This is a genomic window from Rhizobium sp. AAP43, from assembly GCF_001296045.1.
Lineage (GTDB): Bacteria > Pseudomonadota > Alphaproteobacteria > Rhizobiales > Rhizobiaceae > Allorhizobium.
This window is the reverse complement of sequence record NZ_LJHS01000019.1, coordinates 25,396-45,030: the sequence shown is the minus strand read 5'-3', so window position 1 is coordinate 45,030 and position 19,635 is coordinate 25,396. Positions and strand designations below refer to the sequence as shown.

General features: G+C 61.2%; 22 protein-coding genes. 14 read left to right on the top strand and 8 right to left on the bottom strand.

All coding sequences use genetic code 11. The features are described from left to right. The first annotated feature begins 96 nt into the window (after nucleotides 1–96). Together bmt and IP76_RS12560 are read left to right on the top strand one after the other, a co-directional pair. Complete coding sequence (gene bmt / locus IP76_RS12565) at nucleotides 97–1,116, top strand: betaine--homocysteine S-methyltransferase (RefSeq protein WP_054158567.1); 1,020 nt, start codon at nucleotides 97–99, stop codon at nucleotides 1,114–1,116. A 170-nt stretch (nucleotides 1,117–1,286) separates the two neighbouring features. Continuing rightward, a complete protein-coding gene (locus IP76_RS12560) occupies nucleotides 1,287–1,628 on the top strand; it encodes a hypothetical protein (protein WP_054158566.1) in 342 nt (113 codons plus the stop codon). Between the two features lie 6 nt (nucleotides 1,629–1,634). On the opposite strand, the gene IP76_RS12555 is transcribed toward IP76_RS12560, so the two are convergent. Then, complete coding sequence (locus IP76_RS12555) at nucleotides 1,635–2,189, bottom strand: phosphodiester glycosidase family protein (protein WP_245281455.1); 555 nt, start codon at nucleotides 2,187–2,189, stop codon at nucleotides 1,635–1,637. A 380-nt stretch (nucleotides 2,190–2,569) separates the two neighbouring features. On the opposite strand from IP76_RS12555, the gene IP76_RS12550 reads away from it, so the two are divergent. Beyond that, the gene (locus IP76_RS12550; protein WP_054158565.1) at nucleotides 2,570–3,280 is read left to right on the top strand and encodes a ParA family protein; all 711 of its coding nucleotides are present in this window, start codon (nucleotides 2,570–2,572) and stop codon (nucleotides 3,278–3,280) included. Here the strand turns inward: IP76_RS12550 and IP76_RS12545 are convergent. Continuing rightward, nucleotides 3,258–4,010, bottom strand: coding sequence for a hypothetical protein (locus IP76_RS12545; protein ID WP_054158564.1), 753 nt, complete (start codon nucleotides 4,008–4,010; stop codon nucleotides 3,258–3,260). The genes IP76_RS12550 and IP76_RS12545 overlap by 23 nt on opposite strands. A 98-nt stretch (nucleotides 4,011–4,108) precedes the next feature. Further along, nucleotides 4,109–5,674, bottom strand: a complete 1,566-nt coding sequence (locus tag IP76_RS12540) for a trimethylamine methyltransferase family protein (protein ID WP_054158563.1) — start codon at nucleotides 5,672–5,674, stop codon at nucleotides 4,109–4,111. 273 nt (nucleotides 5,675–5,947) lie between these two features. On the opposite strand from IP76_RS12540, the gene IP76_RS12535 reads away from it, so the two are divergent. Next, complete coding sequence (locus tag IP76_RS12535) at nucleotides 5,948–6,649, top strand: B12-binding domain-containing protein (RefSeq protein WP_054158727.1); 702 nt, start codon at nucleotides 5,948–5,950, stop codon at nucleotides 6,647–6,649. 49 nt (nucleotides 6,650–6,698) lie between these two features. Here IP76_RS12535 and IP76_RS23615 read toward each other — a convergent pair whose 3' ends face one another. Together IP76_RS23615 and IP76_RS12530 are read right to left on the bottom strand one after the other, a co-directional pair. Further along, nucleotides 6,699–6,833: a hypothetical protein gene (locus IP76_RS23615; protein ID WP_306765479.1), complete on the bottom strand. Its 135-nt coding sequence runs from the start codon at nucleotides 6,831–6,833 to the stop codon at nucleotides 6,699–6,701. Between the two features lie 28 nt (nucleotides 6,834–6,861). Then, nucleotides 6,862–7,023, bottom strand: a complete 162-nt coding sequence (locus IP76_RS12530) for a hypothetical protein (RefSeq protein ID WP_054158562.1) — start codon at nucleotides 7,021–7,023, stop codon at nucleotides 6,862–6,864. Between the two features lie 35 nt (nucleotides 7,024–7,058). On the opposite strand from IP76_RS12530, the gene IP76_RS12525 reads away from it, so the two are divergent. Then, nucleotides 7,059–7,673 (top strand): DUF1638 domain-containing protein, encoded by a 615-nt coding sequence (locus IP76_RS12525; RefSeq protein WP_054158561.1) that lies wholly within the window; start codon nucleotides 7,059–7,061, stop codon nucleotides 7,671–7,673. Nucleotides 7,674–7,691: 18 nt separating this feature from the next. Here the strand turns inward: IP76_RS12525 and IP76_RS22820 are convergent, their stop codons facing one another. Continuing rightward, nucleotides 7,692–7,844 (bottom strand): entericidin B signal peptide protein, encoded by a 153-nt coding sequence (locus IP76_RS22820; RefSeq protein WP_197278340.1) that lies wholly within the window; start codon nucleotides 7,842–7,844, stop codon nucleotides 7,692–7,694. Between the two features lie 260 nt (nucleotides 7,845–8,104). Here IP76_RS22820 and IP76_RS12520 point away from each other — a divergent pair, with 260 nt between their 5' ends. The 7 genes from IP76_RS12520 to IP76_RS12490 all read left to right on the top strand — a co-directional run bounded on the left by IP76_RS12520 (nucleotide 8,105) and on the right by IP76_RS12490 (nucleotide 14,995). After that, on the top strand, nucleotides 8,105–8,752 hold the full coding sequence (locus IP76_RS12520) for an exopolysaccharide biosynthesis protein (protein ID WP_054158560.1): 648 nt from the start codon (nucleotides 8,105–8,107) through the stop codon (nucleotides 8,750–8,752). Further along, complete coding sequence (locus IP76_RS12515) at nucleotides 8,752–9,549, top strand: formyl transferase (protein WP_054158559.1); 798 nt, start codon at nucleotides 8,752–8,754, stop codon at nucleotides 9,547–9,549. The genes IP76_RS12520 and IP76_RS12515 overlap by 1 nt, the downstream gene beginning before the upstream one ends. A 108-nt stretch (nucleotides 9,550–9,657) precedes the next feature. Then, entirely contained in the window at nucleotides 9,658–9,960 is a 303-nt protein-coding gene (locus IP76_RS12510) for a virulence factor (protein WP_054158558.1), read from the top strand. After that, complete coding sequence (locus IP76_RS12505; protein ID WP_054158557.1) at nucleotides 9,953–10,552, top strand: methylenetetrahydrofolate reductase C-terminal domain-containing protein; 600 nt, start codon at nucleotides 9,953–9,955, stop codon at nucleotides 10,550–10,552. The genes IP76_RS12510 and IP76_RS12505 overlap by 8 nt, the downstream gene beginning before the upstream one ends. Nucleotides 10,553–10,555: 3 nt before the next feature. After that, nucleotides 10,556–11,653 (top strand): methylenetetrahydrofolate reductase, encoded by a 1,098-nt coding sequence (locus IP76_RS12500; protein WP_054158556.1) that lies wholly within the window; start codon nucleotides 10,556–10,558, stop codon nucleotides 11,651–11,653. Between the two features lie 69 nt (nucleotides 11,654–11,722). After that, nucleotides 11,723–12,685 (top strand): methyltetrahydrofolate cobalamin methyltransferase, encoded by a 963-nt coding sequence (locus IP76_RS12495; protein WP_054158555.1) that lies wholly within the window; start codon nucleotides 11,723–11,725, stop codon nucleotides 12,683–12,685. Nucleotides 12,686–12,961: 276 nt separating this feature from the next. After that, entirely contained in the window at nucleotides 12,962–14,995 is a 2,034-nt protein-coding gene (locus IP76_RS12490; RefSeq protein ID WP_054158554.1) for an ASKHA domain-containing protein, read from the top strand. A gap of 5 nt (nucleotides 14,996–15,000) precedes the next feature. Here IP76_RS12490 and IP76_RS12485 read toward each other — a convergent pair whose 3' ends face one another. Continuing rightward, nucleotides 15,001–15,597 (bottom strand): NAD(P)H-dependent oxidoreductase, encoded by a 597-nt coding sequence (locus IP76_RS12485; protein WP_054158553.1) that lies wholly within the window; start codon nucleotides 15,595–15,597, stop codon nucleotides 15,001–15,003. A gap of 96 nt (nucleotides 15,598–15,693) precedes the next feature. On the opposite strand from IP76_RS12485, the gene IP76_RS12480 reads away from it, so the two are divergent. After that, nucleotides 15,694–16,296, top strand: a complete 603-nt coding sequence (locus IP76_RS12480) for a TetR/AcrR family transcriptional regulator (RefSeq protein WP_054158552.1) — start codon at nucleotides 15,694–15,696, stop codon at nucleotides 16,294–16,296. Nucleotides 16,297–16,463: 167 nt separating this feature from the next. Beyond that, complete coding sequence (locus tag IP76_RS12475; protein WP_054158551.1) at nucleotides 16,464–18,167, top strand: PAS domain-containing methyl-accepting chemotaxis protein; 1,704 nt, start codon at nucleotides 16,464–16,466, stop codon at nucleotides 18,165–18,167. Nucleotides 18,168–18,188: 21 nt separating this feature from the next. On the opposite strand, the gene IP76_RS12470 is transcribed toward IP76_RS12475, so the two are convergent. Further along, the gene (locus tag IP76_RS12470) at nucleotides 18,189–19,625 is read right to left on the bottom strand and encodes a PLP-dependent aminotransferase family protein (RefSeq protein WP_054158550.1); all 1,437 of its coding nucleotides are present in this window, start codon (nucleotides 19,623–19,625) and stop codon (nucleotides 18,189–18,191) included. Nucleotides 19,626–19,635 lie beyond the last annotated feature (10 nt).

Genomic DNA, 19,635 nt, shown 5'->3' with positions numbered 1-19,635 from the left:
CCCCGTCCTTCATGGTGGGGCCGTTGTCGTTTTTAGCGATTGTAAGGACATAAGGACTTCTTTATATGATCTATCAAACAATTTTGAGGATCCGTCATGGCCAGCCCGTCCAATCCGCTTACTGATCTCCTTTTTGAAAAAGGCGTGCTCCTCGCCGACGGCGCGACAGGCACCAACCTGTTCGCTCAGGGTCTCGAGGCAGGCGAAGCACCAGAGCTTTGGAACGATGCGCAGCCGGAAAAGATCGTCAAGCTGCATCAGGACTTTGTCGATGCCGGTGCGGATATCATTCTGACCAACTCCTTCGGCGGCACGCGCCATCGGCTGAAGCTCCACCACGCGCAGGACCGCGTGCATGAGTTGAACAAGAAGGCCGCCGAGATCGCGCGGTCTGTCGCTGACAAAGCGCCGCGCAAGGTCATCGTTGCCGGCTCGGTCGGCCCGACCGGCGAATTGTTGGTCCCACTCGGCGCCATGACTTATGACGAAGCGGTCGCTGCCTTCGTCGAGCAAATGGAAGGCTTGAAGGCGGGCGGCGTGGATGTCGCCTGGATCGAGACCATGTCCTCGCCGGAGGAAATCCGGGCCGCGGCGGAGGCCGCCGTTAAAGTTGGTCTGCCCTATACGTTCACCGGTTCCTTCGACACGGCCGGCAAGACGATGATGGGCCTTGACCCCAAGGACATCCATGGCGTTGCTGGCGACATCGGAGCGGGCCCGCTGGCTGTTGGCGCCAATTGTGGCGTGGGCGCTTCGGATATCCTGGCCAGCCTCCTCGACATGACCGCTGCCAATCCGGAGGCGACCGTGATAGTCAAGGGCAATTGCGGCATTCCGGAATTCCGCGGCACCGAGATCTTCTATTCCGGCACGCCGCCTTTGATGGCCGATTATGCGCGGCTTGCCCGCGATGCTGGTGCGAAGATTATCGGCGGCTGCTGCGGCACCTCCTGCAACCATCTGGCCGCGATGCGTGCGGCGCTTGATGACTATACGCCAGGGCCACGTCCGACCCTTGACGTCATCGTCGAGCGGATCGGACCCTTGCGCAACAAGACCGCATCCGAATCGGGCAGCCAGGAGGGCTCCCGCCGAAACCGTCGTCGCGGCGCCTGACAGGCTGATGAGAACTTTGAAAACGGCGGCCTTCGGGTCGCCGTTTTGCATTTCTCGACCTGGCTGCGCTTCGGGCAAGCCTCGGGCAAAGTCTTCATGGTGTAGATCTGGCTAATGGAGCCGTGACAGTAACGGTACCAGTTGAGAGATGACGACCAAGGAGTAAGTTCATGTCCGCTTTTCCGGATCGCGACACCGTCGCTGACAAGATCGCTGCGCTGCAGGATGCCGATCAGGGTTTTCTGCAATTGCTGTTCGAAAATCCGGTGCAGGACGAAGCTTTGCTGGAAGGCATTCATCTCTATCTGCAGAGGGCGTCCGCAGCCCCTTTCCTGAATTCCCTGAAACTTGAGCGCGCCGGCGAATGGATCGGCCTGAATGCGCCAGCGCGCCTGCAGATCCGTCTGACGGAGGCTGCCCGCTCCGCCCAGCATCCCGCCTATGCAGCCTTCCGCACCGGTTTGACGCGGTCCGGCGGGCTTGAGCGTGCCTATCCAAAGGCTGCGGTCTGACAAGCGCTATTGTGGGATCGGCACGCTGACCGACACGATTGGGCCCATCGGAAAGAGCCGGTCCCGGCGGTTGGTCGCAGCATCAAAGAGACTCGAGACTGTTCCGTCGAGATAGAGCGCGTTCGGTGACTTCAGTCGATCCCGGAAGAGCCTTGCGAAGTCATAGAACCGCACTGGGCTCTTCGATACGACCAGATGGACGCGGCCTTCTGCGTCCACGCCAACGCCATTTCTGATCTTGAAGCTGTCGCTGTCCGGCACGAAGCGCGGATGCAGCTTGCCGTTGATGACCAGCATTGGGCCAGACTGCGTAGCGAAATCAGGCTTGATGCCAGAGCGGAGAAAGGCCTTCGTCTCCATGACGCCCGGCTGGCCTTCTCGCATAAAAAAAATACCATTCGGCAGCAGATGGAAGTTGCCATAGCCCGAACTGGTCACTGCGGATTTGATCTCGTGACCGTATTCGACGTGATAGCCGACCGGGCTCCGGTCGTCGTGATACATGCCGGCATTCATCGCGATCAACAGCACGCGGCGCTCGGCCCAGAGTTGGCGGCGCAACGGATCAAACCCTCCATAAATCGCGTGATTTGGATCTGCCAGATGAATGCGAAACTCCGCCTCTTTCGGGTCGATGCTGCATACGGTGTACGCTACCGATTCCTCGGATATCTGCCGACATTCGGGCATGGCCGAAACGCTGCTGGAACCGACCAAGGTAAAAAGCAGCGCCAAAATGAGGCAGGAGGCGCCGCATATGTGGTCAATCAGTGACATGATGGTCTCATTTTTGGCCAATGCGCCATTCCATTAACAAATCCTGCACTGCGTTAACCTTTGATTAACCGTGTCGCTTGATCATCCATAACGCGGACGATGAACAGCGACGCATCTCACAAGACAATGACCGGCCTCGGCTCCTTATTCACGGGGAAAGATTTATGCCAGTAGTTACGTTTGCCAATACCAAGGGCGGCGCCGGCAAGACGACGGCAGCCCTCGTGCTCGCGTCGGAGCTTTCGACCCGCGGAATCCGTGTCACCATGCTTGATGCCGATCCGAGTGGCTGGCTCACGCGCTGGTGGCACAAGCAAGTCGTCACGCCCTTCCTGACCGTGCAGCAGGTCTCGGACGAGACGATCGAAGAAGCGACGATGAAGGCCAAGAAGGCCGGTGGTTACGTGCTGATCGACCTGCCCTCCTCCGGTGAGACGGTTCTTGCCCGCGCGGTTGCACTGGCTGACCGCGTGCTGGTTCCGGTTCAAGGATGCGCCATGGATGCCCAGGGCGGTGCGGAAGTGCTGGACCTTCTCAACGAGCTCGACACGCGCTGCAACGTCAAGATCGCCCATTCCGTCGTGCTCACCCGCGTCAACGCTGCGGTGACCACACGCGCGCTGCATGCGGCCAAGGATTTTCTCGCGGCCCGGGGCATTGAAACCATGGGGACCGCCATCACCGAACGCGCTGCCTACCGCGATGTCTTCGACAAGGGTGGTTTGATCCACGATCTCGACCCGATGGAAGTGTCCAACCTGTCGCGTGCGCTCGACAATGCCGCCCGCTTTGCCGATGAAGTGATGCAGCTTGTGCCTCAGCGCGCCCTTTTGCGCCGCCCCTCCGCCGGAGTCAGCCTTCGCTCTGCGGCGTGACATGGCCTCTCGGCGGTAGCGACAGCGCCGCCATGTGAAATCGCAATTGCTCTGCCGGTGGTCGATACGCTTTTCCGATCGGGCAGGCGTTTCGGGCAAGACAGCCTTCACCCATGCAGCCTTGGCCAGGTGCCAGGATTGCCAGATGCATCCGGCATGTTGTCACGTCAAAATGTTGCAGATCGACCGCACCGACCGGACAAGCCGTCAGGCAAGGTTTATCGACGCAGCTGCCGCAGATATCGGCCCTGGACCTTTCCCCTGACGGATTGAGCAAGTGCCACGCCCCGATTGCACTCTGATCTGAAAACCCCAGCGCTGCGCGATAGCTGTGCCACAAGCCAAAGCGCGGATGGATCAACAGACCGAGCGGCGAAGTCGCCAGACCCTCGGCCTGCATCGCCCAGTTCTGAAAGGGGTGGTAAGGCTCGTCGAATGGAAAATAGGCCGTTGCCCCTACCATGCTGGCAACGCCTTCCATGACGCTTCGCGACCAGGTGTCCAGCGGATTGTCTCCGCCACCGTCTGACTGGCGGTCTCGCCATGCGGAGAAAGCCGGCCATAACGAGCCGCCGATGGGGCCAATCAAGATGAGACTCGCCGCCTTTTCGCCATTGGCGAGGTGTGGCGCATGTTGCGGGTCCTGGAAGTGCAAATGGCCGAGACCATGCAGCCCCGCCTCCACAAGGATTTGCCTCGCCTTCTCCATCATGCCGAAAGGGCCGCTCATCGCGGCCCCTCGAACTTGTAATGCGGTCGCCAGACCTCCGTCTGAATCATGTCGGCGACCTTGTCTGCTCCGCCTTGCTCCCTGGCTGCGGGACCCTTTCAGGTAAAGGCGTCGGGCATGGAATCCTTACGGCTGGCAATGAAGGCCAACAACGCGTCGTCGATTGCCGGATCGAGCGCCGGAGGCTCGTATGATTCCAGCCAGGAGCGGCAGAGTGCATTGGCGCGATCTTCGATGCGCTTGCGTCCTTCGACATCCCACTGCTCGAAGGAATTGTTGTCGGCGAGCGGCGAGCGATAGAAGGCCGTCTGGAAATTGGCCTGGGTGTGCGCGCAGCCGAGATAGTGGGCACCCGGTCCAACTTCGCGAATCGCGTCCATCGCCTGGCCGTCCTCCGACAAGTCGACGCCCTGGGCGAGCTTCTGCATCATGCCGAGCTGATCCTGGTCGATCATGAACTTCTCATAGCAGGCGGCCAGGCCACCTTCGAGCCAGCCGGCGGCATGAAGAACGAAATTTGCACCGGCGAGCAGTGTCATGTTGAGCGTATTGGCGCTCTCATGCGCTGCCTGTGCATCCGGAACCTTGGAGGCGCAGAGCGAGCCGCCGGTTCGGAACGGCAGACCCATGCGCCGTGCGAGCTGGGCCGCCCCATAGGATACCAGCGCCGGTTCCGGTGTGCCGAATGTCGGGGCGCCGGACTGCATCGAGATCGAGGCCGCAAAGGTGCCGAACAGGACCGGAGCGCCGGGACGGATCAGCTGGGTGAAGGCTGCCCCAGCCAGAACTTCGGCCAGGATCTGCGTCAGTGTCCCGGCAACCGTCACCGGGCTCATCGCGCCGGACAGGATGAAGGGCGAAATCACAGAGGCCTGGTTGTGGCGTGCATAGACCTTGGCTGCCCCGAGCATGGTTTCGTCGAAAACCATCGGCGAGTTGGCATTGATCAGGTTCAGCATGACGCAGTTGTTTTCGACAAAGTCGTCACCGAAGACCAGCTTGGCCATGGCAACCGAATCCTCGGCGCGCTCAGGCGCAGTGACGGATCCCATGAACGGCTTGTCGGAATATTTGATGTGGCTGTAGACCATATCGAGGTGACGCTTGTTCACCGGGATATCGACCGGCTCGCAGACCGTGCCGCCGGACGAATGGATCGACGGCGCCATATAGGCGAGTTTTACGAAATTGCGGAAATCCTCGAGCGTTGCATAGCGACGATTGCCTTCGAGGTCGCGGACAAAGGGGGAGCCATAGACCGGGGCAAACACGGTCGCATTGCCGCCCATCTGGACGCTGCGCTCGGGATTGCGCGCATGCCAGGTAAATTCGGAAGGCGCCGTTTTCAGGATTTCGCGGCAAAGACCTTTCGGAAAATGCACACGCTGACCTCGCACATCGGCGCCTGCCTGTTTCCAGAGATCGAGTGCCTCCTGGTCGTCGCGGAACTCGATGCCGATTTCTTCAAGCACGGTGTCGGCATTGCGCTCGATCAGCGTCAGGCCTTCTTCATCCAGCACTTCGTAGGTACGGATCTTGCGTGTGATGTAAGGCATGGACGGACCGGCACCCGCGCCGCTGCGCGACGCCCTGCGAGCGGCCGCTCCCCGTCCCTCGCCGCGCGAGCGTCGACCTGCACCCTGTTCTGCCGAAATGTCATCCATGTCCTGTTTCCTCGCTCGAGCGCTCGACTGCGCTGCTCTCATCCTTCTTTATGCTATTCCAATCCTGTCGCGAAACCATCCTTTATGCGCCAAGGACTTGCATTCCACAGACATCGGGGGGACTTGTCACTTGCCTGACACCGTCGCTTTTCACATCCGCGGCGTCGCTTTCGAAAAGAGTTTTTCATCAAGTTGCGGTTTTACTCTGCCTCAGGCAGTCTCATGCCGAACGCGACCGGAATCGCGCGCAAAAGCAAAGCGGGAAGCACCAACATGGCCGACGACGACATCATCCTTTCCGAACTCTCCGACGAGGAACTTGTGCAGCAGATGCATGACGACCTCTATGATGGCCTGAAGGAAGAAATCGAGGAAGCGACGCAGATTCTGCTGGATCGCGGCTGGGTACCGTATGACGTGCTGACCCAGGCCCTGGTCGAAGGCATGCGGATCGTCGGCATCGACTTCCGCGACGGCATTCTCTTCGTTCCTGAAGTTCTTCTGTCGGCCAATGCCATGAAGGCGGGGATGAACATCCTGCGGCCGCTTCTTGCCGCCACCGGCGCGCCGAAGCAGGGCAAGGTCGTGATCGGCACCGTCAAGGGCGACATCCATGACATCGGCAAGAACCTTGTTGGCATGATGATGGAAGGTGCCGGCTTCGACGTCATCGATATCGGCATCAACAATCCGGTCGAGAACTATCTGGAAGCAATGGAACGCGAAAAGCCGGATATCCTCGGCATGTCCGCGCTTTTGACGACCACCATGCCTTACATGAAGGTCGTTATCGACACGATGAAGGAAAAGGGTATCCGCGACGATTACGTCGTGCTCGTCGGTGGCGCACCGCTGAACGAAGAGTTCGGCAAGGCTGTCGGTGCAGACGCCTATTGTCGCGATGCTGCCGTGGCCGTGGAAACAGCCAAGGACTTCATCACGCGCAAACACAACAGCCTCGGCGCCCGCGCCTGATCGGCTGACGGCGCCAAGAGCTGTCTGTGCAAGTGATACGAAGCCGGCCTTAAAGGCCGGCTTCGATGGTAACGGGGTTCTGCGTAGACTGCGCCAGACGGTCATAGGCCAGCTGGCCCATGGCGATCAAAATTGCGGTCATCATGTAGATGGCACTGACCTTGGCAATACCTTCGAGCGTCATGCTCTGTCCCCCGATCCCGTTTTAGACCTTAGCGCGAGGCTGCGCCGTCGACCGTGCGACCGGCATCCTGGGTCGCATTGACCGTGTTTGCGGCATCCTGGCCAACGCCACGGATCGTGTTGCCGCAGGATGCGAGTGCGAAAACGGTGAGAACAAGGGCTGCGCCGGCTGTCAGTTTTTTCGCCATCATGTTGATCTACCTTCTGGTGTCACGAGTGGAATACGATGGAACAACGCGCCAAAACGGAAAAGGTTCACGTCATCGCTTGCGGCGCGATTGCGCGTGAGATTCTGGCTGTCAAAGCCCTCAACCGGCTCGATCACCTGACACTCGAATGTCTGCCGGCCATCTGGCATGTCTATCCGCAGAAGATCGCGCCGGCGCTGCGCGAAAAGATTGCCGAAGCTCGCGCAGCCGGCCACGACAATATCTTCCTCGGCTATGCCGAATGCGGCACGCAGGGTGAAATCGACCGAATCTGTCGCGAGGAAGGTATCCGCCGTGTCGAGGGGCCGCACTGCTATGCGTTCTTCACCGGCACGCAGAAGTTTTTGGCCGAATGCGGCGAAGAGATCACCGCATTTTACCTCACCGACCTGATTACCCGACAGTTCGAGGCGTTTGTTATCGAACCGCTGAAGCTCGATCGTCACCCGGAGCTCCGGGACATGGTGTTCGGCAATTATACGAAAATCGTGTATCTGGCCCAGACCGAAGATCCTGAGCTACAGCAGAAGGCCCGCTGGGCCGCGGACTATCTGAAACTGGATTATGAATACCGGTTTACCGGCTATGGCGACCTGGAGCCAGAGCTCGTGGCAGCAGCCAGAGCGTCCTGAGCGCCCGTATCAGCGCCGTCAGCGCGCTGATCTTGCGACGCTGCGTCCAGCATCCTGCGTGGCATCCACGACATTGCCGACATCATTGCCGATGCCACGGATGGTATTGCCGCAAGCGGACAGTCCGAGCACGAGGGACAGCGCAAGCGCGATACGCGCCGAGTGGTTCAGAATCTGCTGGGCCATGACGAATCTCCCCGGTCAAGCGGCACTTAAAGGAGGAGCGGTCGCAAAGGATCAGGGAGAAATCAAGGCAGGACGGTAAGCTTGTAAGCTTACCAGGATAGCATGAGGCGCTCCTTCAGAAACCATTCACAATGCCTTTACCATCCGGCCCGATCGCGGTCATCGAGATGGCCCCCTTAATTGCCCTGTAATCATATCCGGCGACACTCGCCTTCAGGTCAACGAAGAAACCAAGAGAAGCAGGCATGACCGACAGGGCGGAAACGTGGGGCGCAACGATCGCCACCGCGACAGAACGGCAGACACCGGAAAATCTCTCGGACCTTCTGGTCCGGCTGGCCCGTACGCGGGACCGCAAGGTGACGATTCGCGACATCGCGATCGCGCTTCAGGACCGATCTTTCGGCGCCTTCCTCCTGGTCTTCGCCTTGCCCAATCTCGTCCCCCTTCCCCCTGGAAGTACCTTCATCCTGGGCCTGCCCCTGGTCTTTGTCGCGTGGCAGATGACGGCCTCTCCCGGTGGTCGCGTCTTCTTTCCCAGCCGCGTGGGCGATTACGGTGTCCAGCCGGAGACCTTCGAAGCCATCGTCAATCGCCTGGTGCCATGGATGCGCTGGGCCGAAAAGCTCGTTGTTCCGCGCTTCTGGCTGTTTGAAAGCCGCTTTGCCGAGCGGTTGATCGGCCTTCTCGCGCTCATCCTTGCCATCGTCGTCTTCCTGCCTATCCCGCTTGGCAACTGGCCGCCGGCCTTTGCGCTCGCCGTCCTCGGTTTTGCCCATTCCCAGCGGGACGGCCTCGGCGTCATCGCCGGATGCGTCATCGGGCTTGCCTCGCTGCTGGTCGCCGGTTTCGTCGTCTACACCGCCTGTGCCGTCATCATGCTCGTGGTCTGATGCCGGGTCCAGTCTCGACACATTCCGCCGACGCCCGTCCCATCGTTCTCGTCATGACAGCCGGTGGTCTGAACCCAACCATTGTCGTCGCCGACCTGGCAAGGCGCGGCTTTAACGTCCATGTTTGCCTCGAACAGCCGGAAGGAAAGGGCGAGATTACCCGCCGCCGCGCCCGCAAGCTCGGATGGACATCCGCCCTCGGTCAGCTCGGCACCATGATCGCTGCCCGGCTCCTGCGTCGTTTCGCCGACCGCCGCGTCAGTCAACTTCTGGCCTCCAATGGTATCGGTAAAACCCTGCCCGAGACGGTTCCGATCCATCCGGTCACCTCGATCAATGCCGGCGAGACGGCAGGCCTTGTCAGGGATCTGAACCCCGCCGCCATCCTGCTCGTTTCGACACGCCTCATGTCTGCTGCGCAGCTCGCATCCATGCCCTGCCCGGTCATCAATTTGCATGCCGGGATCAACCCGAACTATCGTGGCCAGATGGGCGGTTATTGGTCCTTGCGTGAAAATGACGCTGGTAATTTCGGGGCAACGGTCCATCTCGTCGATGCTGGCACGGATACGGGCGGTACGCTGTACGAGGCCCGGACGCGTCCCGCCAAAGGCGATTTCATCTCCACATATCCGCTTGTCCTGACCCTTGCTGCCCTCGACATCACCGCACGCGCAATCAGTGACGCCTTGAATGGCACGCTCCGTCCGATCCCGCCCGCAGGTCCATCCGCGTTGCGTTTTCCACCCACGCTCTGGTCCTGGATCTGGTGCGGTATCACCCGACGAATCTGGTAAAAACAACCGGACTCATGGCAGCGTCGTTTTTGGCGACAAGCGACGTCGTGAAAAGCGCAGTCCGGCGAATGCCCCCCGTGCATTCTGGCCTTAAAGGGAGAGAGTGGCATGGCAGACAAGATCGTCGTTTTCTGGCGGGACATTCCCGCTCAGGTCATCGTGAAAAAGGGACGCGCGAACGCAAAGCGTGAGCTGTCTCTGCGTTTCACCGAGGCCATCGACATGGCCGCAATGCGCTCAGGCGCTGCCGAAACCGATGCTTATCTTGCCGACTGGCGCAAGGCCGATCCGGTCCCGGTCGGTGACGATCTTGACGCGGAAGCCGATGCCGCAGTCGCCGAGATCGAAGCTGCCTATGACAAGGCCCGACTGGTCGCCCTCGTGCATGCCGGAGGCCGCGACAATGGCTGAGCCGAAACTCCTGGAGCCCGGTCCGCCGAAAAAGGGTAATGCCGCACCCGGCGCCAAGGCTGCTGCCGGCGCCTTCACGCCCTCTGGCGTTTCGCCAAACCGCCGCGCCCGCCGTTCCTACACCATCCGCCTGTGGGCCGTGCGCAATTCGCGCTTCCTCGAATGGTTTTACCGCAACTTCGCCAATGCTTTCCTGTTCCTCCATCCTGTCTGGAAGGCACTCGGCTACAACAGGGTCGAGACCCCGGTCACTTTCGTCGAGCGCAATGTGAAGGGCCTGCTCTTCGACTGTCGCATGTGCGGCCAGTGCGTGCTGTCGTCCACCGGCATGTCCTGCCCGATGAACTGTCCCAAGCAACTGCGCAACGGCCCTTGCGGTGGCGTGCGCGCCAATGGGAATTGTGAAGTCGAGCCCGATATGCCCTGCGTCTGGGTGCAGGCCTGGAACGGTTCGCGCAATATGGTCGCCAGCGATGCGATCCTGAAGGTGCAGAAGCCGGTGAACCAGTCGCTGCGCGAAACATCCTCTTGGCTGCGCGTTACCGCCGAGGCGGCTGCGGAGCGGGAAAAGAATTCGGCAAAGGAAGCCTGAGCCATGGCCCATATCGATGAAAATCCGCTTGGCGCCCATCTGCCGCTTGATCCCCTGCCCGGCCATTCCTCACTCGGCCGCCTGGAACGCGTGTTGCGTCGCGGCGAATTCGCCGTCACCGCCGAACTCAACCCACCTGACAGCGCCGATCCTGAAGACGTCTACGAGCGCGCCAAGGTTTTCGACGGATGGGTCGACGGCATCAACGCGGTCGATGCATCCGGTGCCAATTGCCACATGTCGTCCGTTGGCATCTGCGCGCTGCTGACCCGCATGGGCTATGCGCCGATCATGCAGATCGCCTGCCGCGACAAGAACCGCATCGCCATTCAGGGGGACGTCCTGGGGGCTGCCGCCATGGGCGTCCAGAACATCATGTGCCTCACAGGTGACGGTGTGCAGGCCGGTGATCAGCCGGGTGCGAAACCGGTCTTCGATCTTGATTGCATGTCTCTGCTTGAGACCGTGCGCACCATGCGTGATGAGGCGAAATTTCTGTCTGGCCGCAAGCTCAGCACACCGCCCAAGGTCTTTCTCGGCGCCGCGATCAATCCTTTTGCGCCACCCTATGATTTCCGCCCCTATCGTCTCGGGAAAAAGATCGAGGCCGGCGCCCAGTTCGTCCAGAGCCAGTATTGCTTCGACGTTCCGATGTTCCGCGAATACATGAAGAAGGTCCGCGACCTCGGCTTCCACGAGAAATGCTTCATCCTTGCCGGTGTCGGGCCGCTCGCTTCGGCCAAGACCGCGAAGTGGATCCGCTCCAACGTGCCCGGCATCCACATTCCCGATCACGTCATTGCCCGCCTCGAAGGTGCCGCCGACCAGAAGAAGGAAGGCAAGCAGCTCTGCATCGACATCATCAACGAGGTCAAGGAGATCGAAGGCGTCTCCGGCGTGCATGTGATGGCCTACCGGCAGGAGGAGTATGTCGCCGAGATCGTACACGAATCGGGCGTGCTGAAAGGCCGTCAGCCATGGAAGCGCGAGCATGCTCGCGCCGATGACATCGCAGCCAAGCGGATGCACGAGATCGGTACGGACCCGGTCCAGGATCAGCAGGAACTCGCCGGCCGCGCTGCCCATCCGCAACCGCATTGATTTCTCCCGGCACATGCCGGCACATCCCTTTATCGCCGCGCAACAGCCGGCACCGACCGGAGGACTGAAATGACACGCACCATCGTCGCATCCGCCACAAAGGAAATCATCATCGGTTTCGACCAGCCCTTCTGCGTCATCGGCGAGCGCATCAATCCGACTGGTCGCAAGAAGCTGGCCGCCGAAATGATCGAGGGCAACTTCGACACGGTTATCAAGGATGCGCTGGAACAGGTCGCCGCTGGGGCCACCATGCTCGACGTCAATGCCGGTGTCACCTCCGTGAACCCGAACGAGACCGAGCCGGGCCTCTTGGTCAAGACCATGGAGATCGTCCAGGGGCTGGTCGACGTGCCGCTGTCGATCGACTCATCCGTCACCGCCGCCATCGAGGCAGCGCTGAAGGTCGCCAAGGGTCGGCCGCTGGTCAATTCCGTCACCGGCGAGGAAGAGAAACTCGAAGCCATCCTGCCGCTCTGCGCAAAGTATGACGTGCCGGTCGTTGCCATCTCCAATGACGAGACCGGCATCTCCATGGACCCGGACGTGCGTTTTGCCGTCGCCAAGAAAATCGTCGAGCGCGCCATGGATTACGGCATCAAGCCGCATGACATCGTTGTCGATCCACTGGTCATGCCGATTGGTGCGTTGGGTGATGCAGGCCGCCAGGTCTTCCAGCTGCTTTACCGCCTGCGCAACGAGCTGAAGGTCAACACCACCTGCGGCCTCTCCAACATCTCCTTCGGCCTGCCGCACCGCCACGGCATCAATGCCGGCTTCATCCCGATGGTCATTGGTGCGGGCATGACGTCGGCCATCATGAACCCCTGCCGCCCGCAGGAAATGGAAGCCGTGCGTGCCGCCAACGTCCTGAACGGCACTGACCCGAACTGCGGCAACTGGATCATGACCTACCGCGATCACAAGCCCGCCGAGGCCGGCGCCCCCGCATCCACCACCGCCCCGGCGGCCGCCTCCGGCCGTCGCGGTGGCCGTGCGGCGCGAGCCGGTTCGGGCGCTGCAACGGAGTAACTTGCCCGAGGTGGGCGAGACGCCGGCCGGCCCTCTTCTTTCCTGCGGGAGAAGGTGGCGCAGCGCGCCGGATGATGGGCGAAGCCATAATTGCGGCGAACCACCGTCTCGACGAGCAGCCCCCTCATCTGCCCTTCGGGCATCTTCTCCCCGCTGGGGAGAAGAGGAGGAAACCACGCTCCCCCTTGTGGGGGAGATGTCACGCAGTGACAGAGAGGGGTAAAACCGCCTCGTAACGCAAATGAGGGAGACGTCCCTCGAAACCGAAAGACCCTGATGACCGATACCACCGATCCCCTCGTCCTCTTCATGCCCTCCGGCAAGCGTGGCCATTTCCCCGTCGGTACGTCCGTGCTGGAGGCGGCCCGCACGCTCGGGGTCTATGTCGAGAGCGTTTGCGGCGGCCGCGCCACTTGCGGGCGCTGCCAGATCGAGGTCCAGGAAGGCCAGTTCGCCAAACACGGCATCACCTCGTCCAACGACCACATTTCGCCTGTCGGCCCGAAGGAAGAGCGCTACGACCGTGTCCGCGGCCTGCCCGAAGGACGCCGCCTCTCCTGTTCGGCGACCATCCAGGGCGACCTCGTCGTCGATGTGCCGCAGGATACCGTGGTCAATGCCCAGGTCGTGCGCAAGGCGGCTTCAGACCGCGTCATAGAGCGCAACCCCGCCGTCCATCTCTGTTATGTCGAAGTCGACGAACCCGACATGCACAAGCCGCTCGGCGATCTCGACCGCATGAAGGTCATGCTGGAAAAGGACTGGGGTTATGCCGATCTCCAGATCGAACCCTATCTCCTGCCGCTCGCGCAAAAAATCCTGCGCAAGGAAAGCTTTACCGTCACTGCCGCGATCCACCGCGACAGCGAAACCTCGCGCCCGACGGTGATTGCCCTCTGGCCCGGCCTGCATAACGAGGCCTATGGTATCGCCTGCGACATCGGCTCGACGACCATCGCAATGCATCTCGTCTCGCTGCTCTCGGGCCGCATCGTCGCCTCCTCCGGCGCGTCCAACCCGCAGATCCGCTTCGGCGAGGATCTGATGAGCCGCGTCTCCTATGTGATGATGAACCCCGATGGCCGCGAAGCCATGACCAAAGCCGTCCGCCAGGCCGTCTCTGATCTCGTCGATCAGGTCTGCGCCTCCGGCGGCGTCGCCAGAACCGACATTCTCGATGCGGTCTTCGTCGCCAACCCGATCATGCATCACCTCTTCCTCGGCATCGACCCGACCGAGCTTGGCCAGGCGCCCTTTGCGCTCGCCGTCTCCGGCGCCGTCGCCTGCAAGGCCTCTGACATCGAGCTGTCGCTCAATCCCGGTGCGCGCACCTATCTGCTCCCCTGCATCGCCGGCCATGTCGGGGCGGATGCCGCCGGCGCCACGCTGTCGGAAGGCCCGCACCGCCAGGACAAAATGATGCTGCTGGTCGATGTCGGCACCAATGCCGAGATCGTGCTTGGTAATCGGGAGCGGACCGTGGCCGCCTCCTCCCCGACCGGTCCGGCCTTCGAAGGCGCTGAAATCTCCTGCGGCCAGCGCGCCGCCCCCGGCGCCATCGAACGCGTCCGCATCGACCCTCAAACCCTCGAACCCCGCTTCAAGGTTATCGGCGTCGAGCAGTGGTCGGATGAGGAAGGCTTTGCCGAGGCGGCTGAAAAAACCGGAATCACCGGTATCTGCGGCTCGGCCATCATCGAGGTCGTCGCCGAAATGTATCTCTCCGGCGTCATCTCGACGGATGGCGTGGTCGATGGCGGCATGGCGGCGAAAAGCCCGCGCATCCTCGAAAACGGCCGTACCTTCTCCTACCTGCTGCATGACGGCGCCCAGAAGATCACGGTGACGCAGAACGATGTGCGCGCCATCCAGCTCGCCAAGGCCGCTCTTTACGCCGGCATCAAGCTGCTGATGGAAAAGCTCGAAGTCGAAACCGTCGACACCATCCGCTTCGCCGGCGCCTTCGGCTCCTTCATCGATCCGAAATACGCGATGGTGCTTGGTCTCATCCCCGACTGCGAACTCTCGGAGGTCAAGGCCGTCGGCAACGCCGCCGGCACCGGCGCCCTGATGGCCCTTCTCAACCGCGACCACCGGCGCGAAATCGAGGACACGGTCACCCGCATCGAAAAGATCGAAACCGCATTGGAGCCGCATTTCCAGCAGCTCTTCATCGACGCCATGGCCCTGCCCAACAAGGTCGACCCCTTCCCGAAGCTGGCGAGTGTCGTGACGCTGCCGGAGCGGAAGGTGTTGGCGGAGGGGGATGGTGACGGCGGCGGGCGGAGGCGCCGGCGAAGCCGGGATTGAGAAATTCAATCCAGGATCTTCGACGCTTGTGCGATATAGCCAGCGATGCGGTCCGGCGGGGCGCCTCGAACAGGCGCGCAATACATCACCTTCAGATCTGAGAAGCCACAAAAGGCCAGGATCTGCCGCCTGAGCACCTTTACCCAGCCATTGCCGTAAAACCACTTTAGAAAGAAGGTGGGCGTGTCGGAGGTGATTACCACGCGGGCCTTGCGGCCCTTCAGCAAGGGTTTTGGCAGCGCCTTGCCCTCGATATACTGGAAGCCGAAGCCCGGCATCAGCAGCCGGTCGAACAGGCCTTTTAGTCGTCCGGGGGCTGAGCCCCACCAGAGTGGATGCACGATGACCAGCCGATCACACCATGTGACGCTTTCGGCCAGAGCCCGAAGGTCCGGCTCCCAGTCCATGCGGACGCGATATCCTTCCTGCAGATTGGCATCGAAGGTCAGATCCGCGAGATGCACCAGCCGCACCGTCTGTCCGCGATCCTGTGCGACAGCGGCGATCTTTTCCGCCATGGCGGCGCAGAGAGTGTCTCGACCGGGATTTCCGTTCAACACCAGGAGGCATGACGGCTGAGCACTGCTTGACAGGAACGGCATGCTGACCTCCAATTATCTGACCGCGGTCAAAATATGCGCAAAATTTGACCGCGGTCAATATATTCGTCGTCCAAAGCGACAAAGAAGGATTCACTCATGAAGCTCCGCCAGGAACGCAGCCGCCAGACCCGAGAGCAGATCCTGGAGGCCGCACGCGCGCTGTTCTTAACCGCTGGCTTCGACGACACCAGCATCGAGCAGGTCGCGGCACGGGCCGGCGTGGCCAAGGCGAGCATTTTCGCCCATTTTGGCGACAAGACCAATCTCTTGGCTGCCCTTGGCATTGCTCGGATCGAGGAACTTCTCGTTGAAAGCCGCAGCCTCTGCGGGCACGATCATGACGCCCCCCTCGCCGCCCAGTTGTTCCACGTCTTTGAGCCATGGCTTGCCTATTTCGGCGAGGATACGGCCTTCGCGCGGCTCTATCTCAGCCAGTCCGGCCTGTCCGGCGGTCCCTGGACCGAGCGGTTTGTCGGTGTGTGTCAGGAACTGGAAAGATTGGTCGCAGCCGTGATTGCAGATCGCCTGCCCCACTGCACGGCAGAGCGCAGTCTCCTTCTCAGTCGGGGATTGCAGGCGCTGTTCCACGAAGTGATCGTCTATCGACTTTCGGGATGGGTCCCGGATCACGCGGAATCGTCAAACATGCTGCGCCAGTTCATCACCATCTGGCTGGCGGGCGCAAATGCCGCCCTTTGAACGCAAAACGAGCGAACGCGACAGGCAAGATCATCCGACAATCAGCCTTTGGGCATCCCGCCGTCAAAAAATGTTATTTATCAATTATAGCGACCTGGCCTGATTAACTTCGCCACAATGGCATCCCGCCTATCTTGAGACCCACAACCCTAGGGAGTTTCAGGACCGTGAACGGCTTTTCCATATTTGCATCGCAGGACAGCGCAGTGGTCGAGGCCTTGAGCCGGGCGCAGGCCATGATCCACTTCGATCCGCAAGGCAAGATCCTGGATGCCAATGCAAATTTCTGCGCCGCCATCGGTTACGAACTGTCGGAAATCGTCGGTCGACACCATTCGATGTTCGTTGATCCGACCTATGCCGGTTCGGCAGAATATCGGAACTTCTGGCTGGATCTGAGCAAGGGCGAAACCGAGAGCCGCCGGTACAAGCGCATTGCCAAGGGTAATCGAGAAATCTGGATCGAGGCCTCTTACATGCCGATCAAGCGGGGCGAGAAGGTCGTGCGCGTCGTCAAGGTTGCGGTCGATATCACCGCGCAGATGACGGAGCAGATGCTCAATACCGGCAAGCTCGAAGCCATTGGCCGTTCGCAGGCGGTGATCGAGTTCGATCCGAGCGGCAAGATCCTCTCCGCCAATCAGAATTTCCTTGATACGGTTGGCTACGAGCTCAGCGAAATCGTGGGCCGCCACCACCAGATATTCTGTGACAAGACCTATGCGGCCTCGGCCGACTATCACGCCTTCTGGGAGATGCTGCGGTCGGGCAAGTTTGCCGCTGGCGAATTCCAGCGCTTCGGCAAGGAGGGCAAATCGGTCTACATCCAGGCGTCCTACAACCCGATCTTCGATCATGAAGGCCGTGTCATACGAGTGGTCAAATATGCGACCGATGTGACCGGTCGTGTCCGGGCGGTCGACGAGATCGCCGCGGGCCTCAATCGGCTGGCCGAATGCAATATCCGCATCACCCTGGACGAGCCCTTCATCCCGGAATTCGAAGGCCTGCGCAACGACTTCAACACCGCGATCAGCCAGTTCCAGCAAACACTGGAAAAGGTGCTTGGCGAGACGGGCGAAATGAGCGAGCACAGTCATCGGCTCGAGGCCGACTCCCTGTCGCTCGGCAACCGTACCGAAAGCCAGGCTGCCGCGCTCGAGGAGGCATCCGCCGCTCTTGAGCAAATCACCGCAACCGTGAAAGAGGCCTCGCGCCAGGCCACTCAGGCCCGCGAAGTTTCTCGGGAAGCGCAGACGGCGACCGGCGATAGCGTTCGTGTCGTGCAGTCTGCGATCGAAGCCATCGGCCGGATCGAACAGGCATCGGGTGAGATTTCCAAGATCATCGACGTCATCGACCAGATTGCCTTTCAGACCAACCTTCTCGCCCTCAATGCCGGTGTCGAGGCTGCCCGCGCCGGTGAAGCCGGCAAGGGATTTGCGGTGGTTGCCCAGGAAGTGCGCGAACTGGCTCAACGGTCCTCCAAGGCCGCAAAGGAAATCGCGGCCCTGATCAACAATTCCTCGATCGAAGTGGGTCAGGGCGTGAAATTCGTGACCGAAACCGGCGATGCATTGGCGCGCATCGATGCATTCGTCAAAACGATCAACCGCAGCATTGACGCGATCTCTGTCGGAGCCACCGAGCAGGCCACCAGCCTTGGCGAGATCAGTTCCGCTGTCAATCAGCTCGACCAGGCCACCCAGGCCAATGCTGCGCTTGTCAGCAGCATTGGAAATGCGGCCAGCGTCATGGCGCGCGGCTCGGGAAAGATGAAGACGCTCGTGGATCTCTTCAAATTGAACCGCCGCAAGACGATCCGCGATTCGCACGGCGTCATCACCTCCGTCCGGCGCCAGGCCGCCTGAGCCTTAGCCGGAGCGCCCGGATCAGAGCGTTTGGACGAAGCGCCGGGCAGCCTCCGACAGCGCGTCGGGGGCAAAGCCGGCAAAGCCGATCACCAGTCCGCGCCGCCTTGTCCCTGCCGCATAGAGTGGCGACAGGGCCTTGGTGCCGAAACCGCAGTCCATTGCCTGTCTTGCCAGTGCGACATCGTCGGCATCATCAGGGAGTTCCGCGAGGAGATGCAGCCCCTGCTCCGGCGAGGTCACCATTAGCCGGCTACTGGACAACGCTTCCACAAGCGCGTCGCGAGCCGCCCTCACCCGTCGCCGCGCCCGTTTCACATGCGCCGAGAAATGCCCGTCACGCAGGAATTCGGTGAGCGCATCCTCGGCGAGCGTCGAGGGAAAGCGATCGGCCAGGCGGCGTATGGTCAGCGCCCGCGCACGCAGTGCCTCCGGCACCACGAGATATCCAAAGCGGAAACCAGGCAGCAGCGTTTTCGAGAAGGTGCCGACATAGATCACCCTTCCTGCATCATCAATGCCCTGAAGGGCACTCAGTGGCGGTCCGGCAAAGCGGAACTCGCTGTCATAGTCATCTTCGATGATATAGGCGCCGGCCTCACGCGCCCAATTGATCAAGGCCAGCCGCCGGGTCATGGAGAGCGTGACGCCGAGCGGGTATTGATGCGATGGCGTCACGTAAACGGCGCTGGCCCTCGACGCCAGGCCGCGCCCCGCATCGACAACGATGCCTTCGCGATCCACCGGAACTGGCACCACCTGCAGACCTGACGCGACAAAAAGTTCGCGGGCCGCCGCATAACAGGGATCCTCGATCCAGACCTGATCCCCCGGCGTCAGAAGTGCGCGCACGGTGAGGTCGAGTGCCTGCTGCGTGCCAGCCGTCATGATGACCTGGTCTGGCGTGCAAACCACACCGCGGGCTGCCTGCAGGTAGCGGGCAACCTCGACCCGCAGTGCATGGCTCCCTGCCGGATCGTTGTATTGAAAGTGTCGGGCGGACGGATTGGTCAGATGCCGGTTCATCAGCATGCGAAAGACCCGTAGCGTTGCCGCATCGGCTGTCGAGCAGCCGAGCGTACCCGGTAAAGGGGGCTCGTCCTGCCTGGGCACGATGCGTTCAGAGGCCGATTCGCCAGCGACCGGATGGGCCGCGGTATTCCCGCCATGGAGCATCACCTGCGGCACGTTCATTGCCACAAAGGTCCCTGCGCCAACCCGTGCTTCGGCAAAGCCGTCAGCCACAAGCATGTCATAGGCGGCCACCGCGGCGCCGCGGGAGATGGAAAAACGGCTGGCGATATCCCGCGTCGTCGGCAGCTTATCGCCGGGCGCCAGTTGACCGCCTTCGATCAACCCTCGCAACGATCGATACAGTGCCAGTCGCCTTGGCCCAGCTGCTGGCAGCATCGGGGTCGCGGCCGACCAGTCGGAATTGGTTCGCAGTTTCTTTGCCATGGTGGATCTT

Excerpts from the sequence above, each read along its gene's own strand:
- IP76_RS12505 (WP_054158557.1), top strand. The coding sequence starts at position 9,953 with ATGGCTGAGCCGAAACTCCTGGAGCCCGGTCCGCCGAAAAAGGGTAAT.
- IP76_RS12510 (WP_054158558.1), top strand. The coding sequence starts at position 9,658 with ATGGCAGACAAGATCGTCGTTTTCTGGCGGGACATTCCCGCTCAGGTC.
- IP76_RS12560 (WP_054158566.1), top strand. The coding sequence starts at position 1,287 with ATGTCCGCTTTTCCGGATCGCGACACCGTCGCTGACAAGATCGCTGCG.
- IP76_RS12490 (WP_054158554.1), top strand. The coding sequence starts at position 12,962 with ATGACCGATACCACCGATCCCCTCGTCCTCTTCATGCCCTCCGGCAAG.
- IP76_RS12500 (WP_054158556.1), top strand. The coding sequence starts at position 10,556 with ATGGCCCATATCGATGAAAATCCGCTTGGCGCCCATCTGCCGCTTGAT.
- IP76_RS12495 (WP_054158555.1), top strand. The coding sequence starts at position 11,723 with ATGACACGCACCATCGTCGCATCCGCCACAAAGGAAATCATCATCGGT.
- IP76_RS12480 (WP_054158552.1), top strand. The coding sequence starts at position 15,694 with ATGAAGCTCCGCCAGGAACGCAGCCGCCAGACCCGAGAGCAGATCCTG.
- IP76_RS12530 (WP_054158562.1), bottom strand. The coding sequence starts at position 7,023 with ATGATGGCGAAAAAACTGACAGCCGGCGCAGCCCTTGTTCTCACCGTT.
- bmt (WP_054158567.1), top strand. The coding sequence starts at position 97 with ATGGCCAGCCCGTCCAATCCGCTTACTGATCTCCTTTTTGAAAAAGGC.
- IP76_RS12525 (WP_054158561.1), top strand. The coding sequence starts at position 7,059 with ATGGAACAACGCGCCAAAACGGAAAAGGTTCACGTCATCGCTTGCGGC.
- IP76_RS12485 (WP_054158553.1), bottom strand. The coding sequence starts at position 15,597 with ATGCCGTTCCTGTCAAGCAGTGCTCAGCCGTCATGCCTCCTGGTGTTG.
- IP76_RS23615 (WP_306765479.1), bottom strand. The coding sequence starts at position 6,833 with ATGACGCTCGAAGGTATTGCCAAGGTCAGTGCCATCTACATGATGACC.
- IP76_RS12550 (WP_054158565.1), top strand. The coding sequence starts at position 2,570 with ATGCCAGTAGTTACGTTTGCCAATACCAAGGGCGGCGCCGGCAAGACG.
- IP76_RS12470 (WP_054158550.1), bottom strand. The coding sequence starts at position 19,625 with ATGGCAAAGAAACTGCGAACCAATTCCGACTGGTCGGCCGCGACCCCG.
- IP76_RS12540 (WP_054158563.1), bottom strand. The coding sequence starts at position 5,674 with ATGGATGACATTTCGGCAGAACAGGGTGCAGGTCGACGCTCGCGCGGC.
- IP76_RS12515 (WP_054158559.1), top strand. The coding sequence starts at position 8,752 with ATGCCGGGTCCAGTCTCGACACATTCCGCCGACGCCCGTCCCATCGTT.
- IP76_RS12545 (WP_054158564.1), bottom strand. The coding sequence starts at position 4,010 with ATGAGCGGCCCTTTCGGCATGATGGAGAAGGCGAGGCAAATCCTTGTG.
- IP76_RS12520 (WP_054158560.1), top strand. The coding sequence starts at position 8,105 with ATGACCGACAGGGCGGAAACGTGGGGCGCAACGATCGCCACCGCGACA.
- IP76_RS12535 (WP_054158727.1), top strand. The coding sequence starts at position 5,948 with ATGGCCGACGACGACATCATCCTTTCCGAACTCTCCGACGAGGAACTT.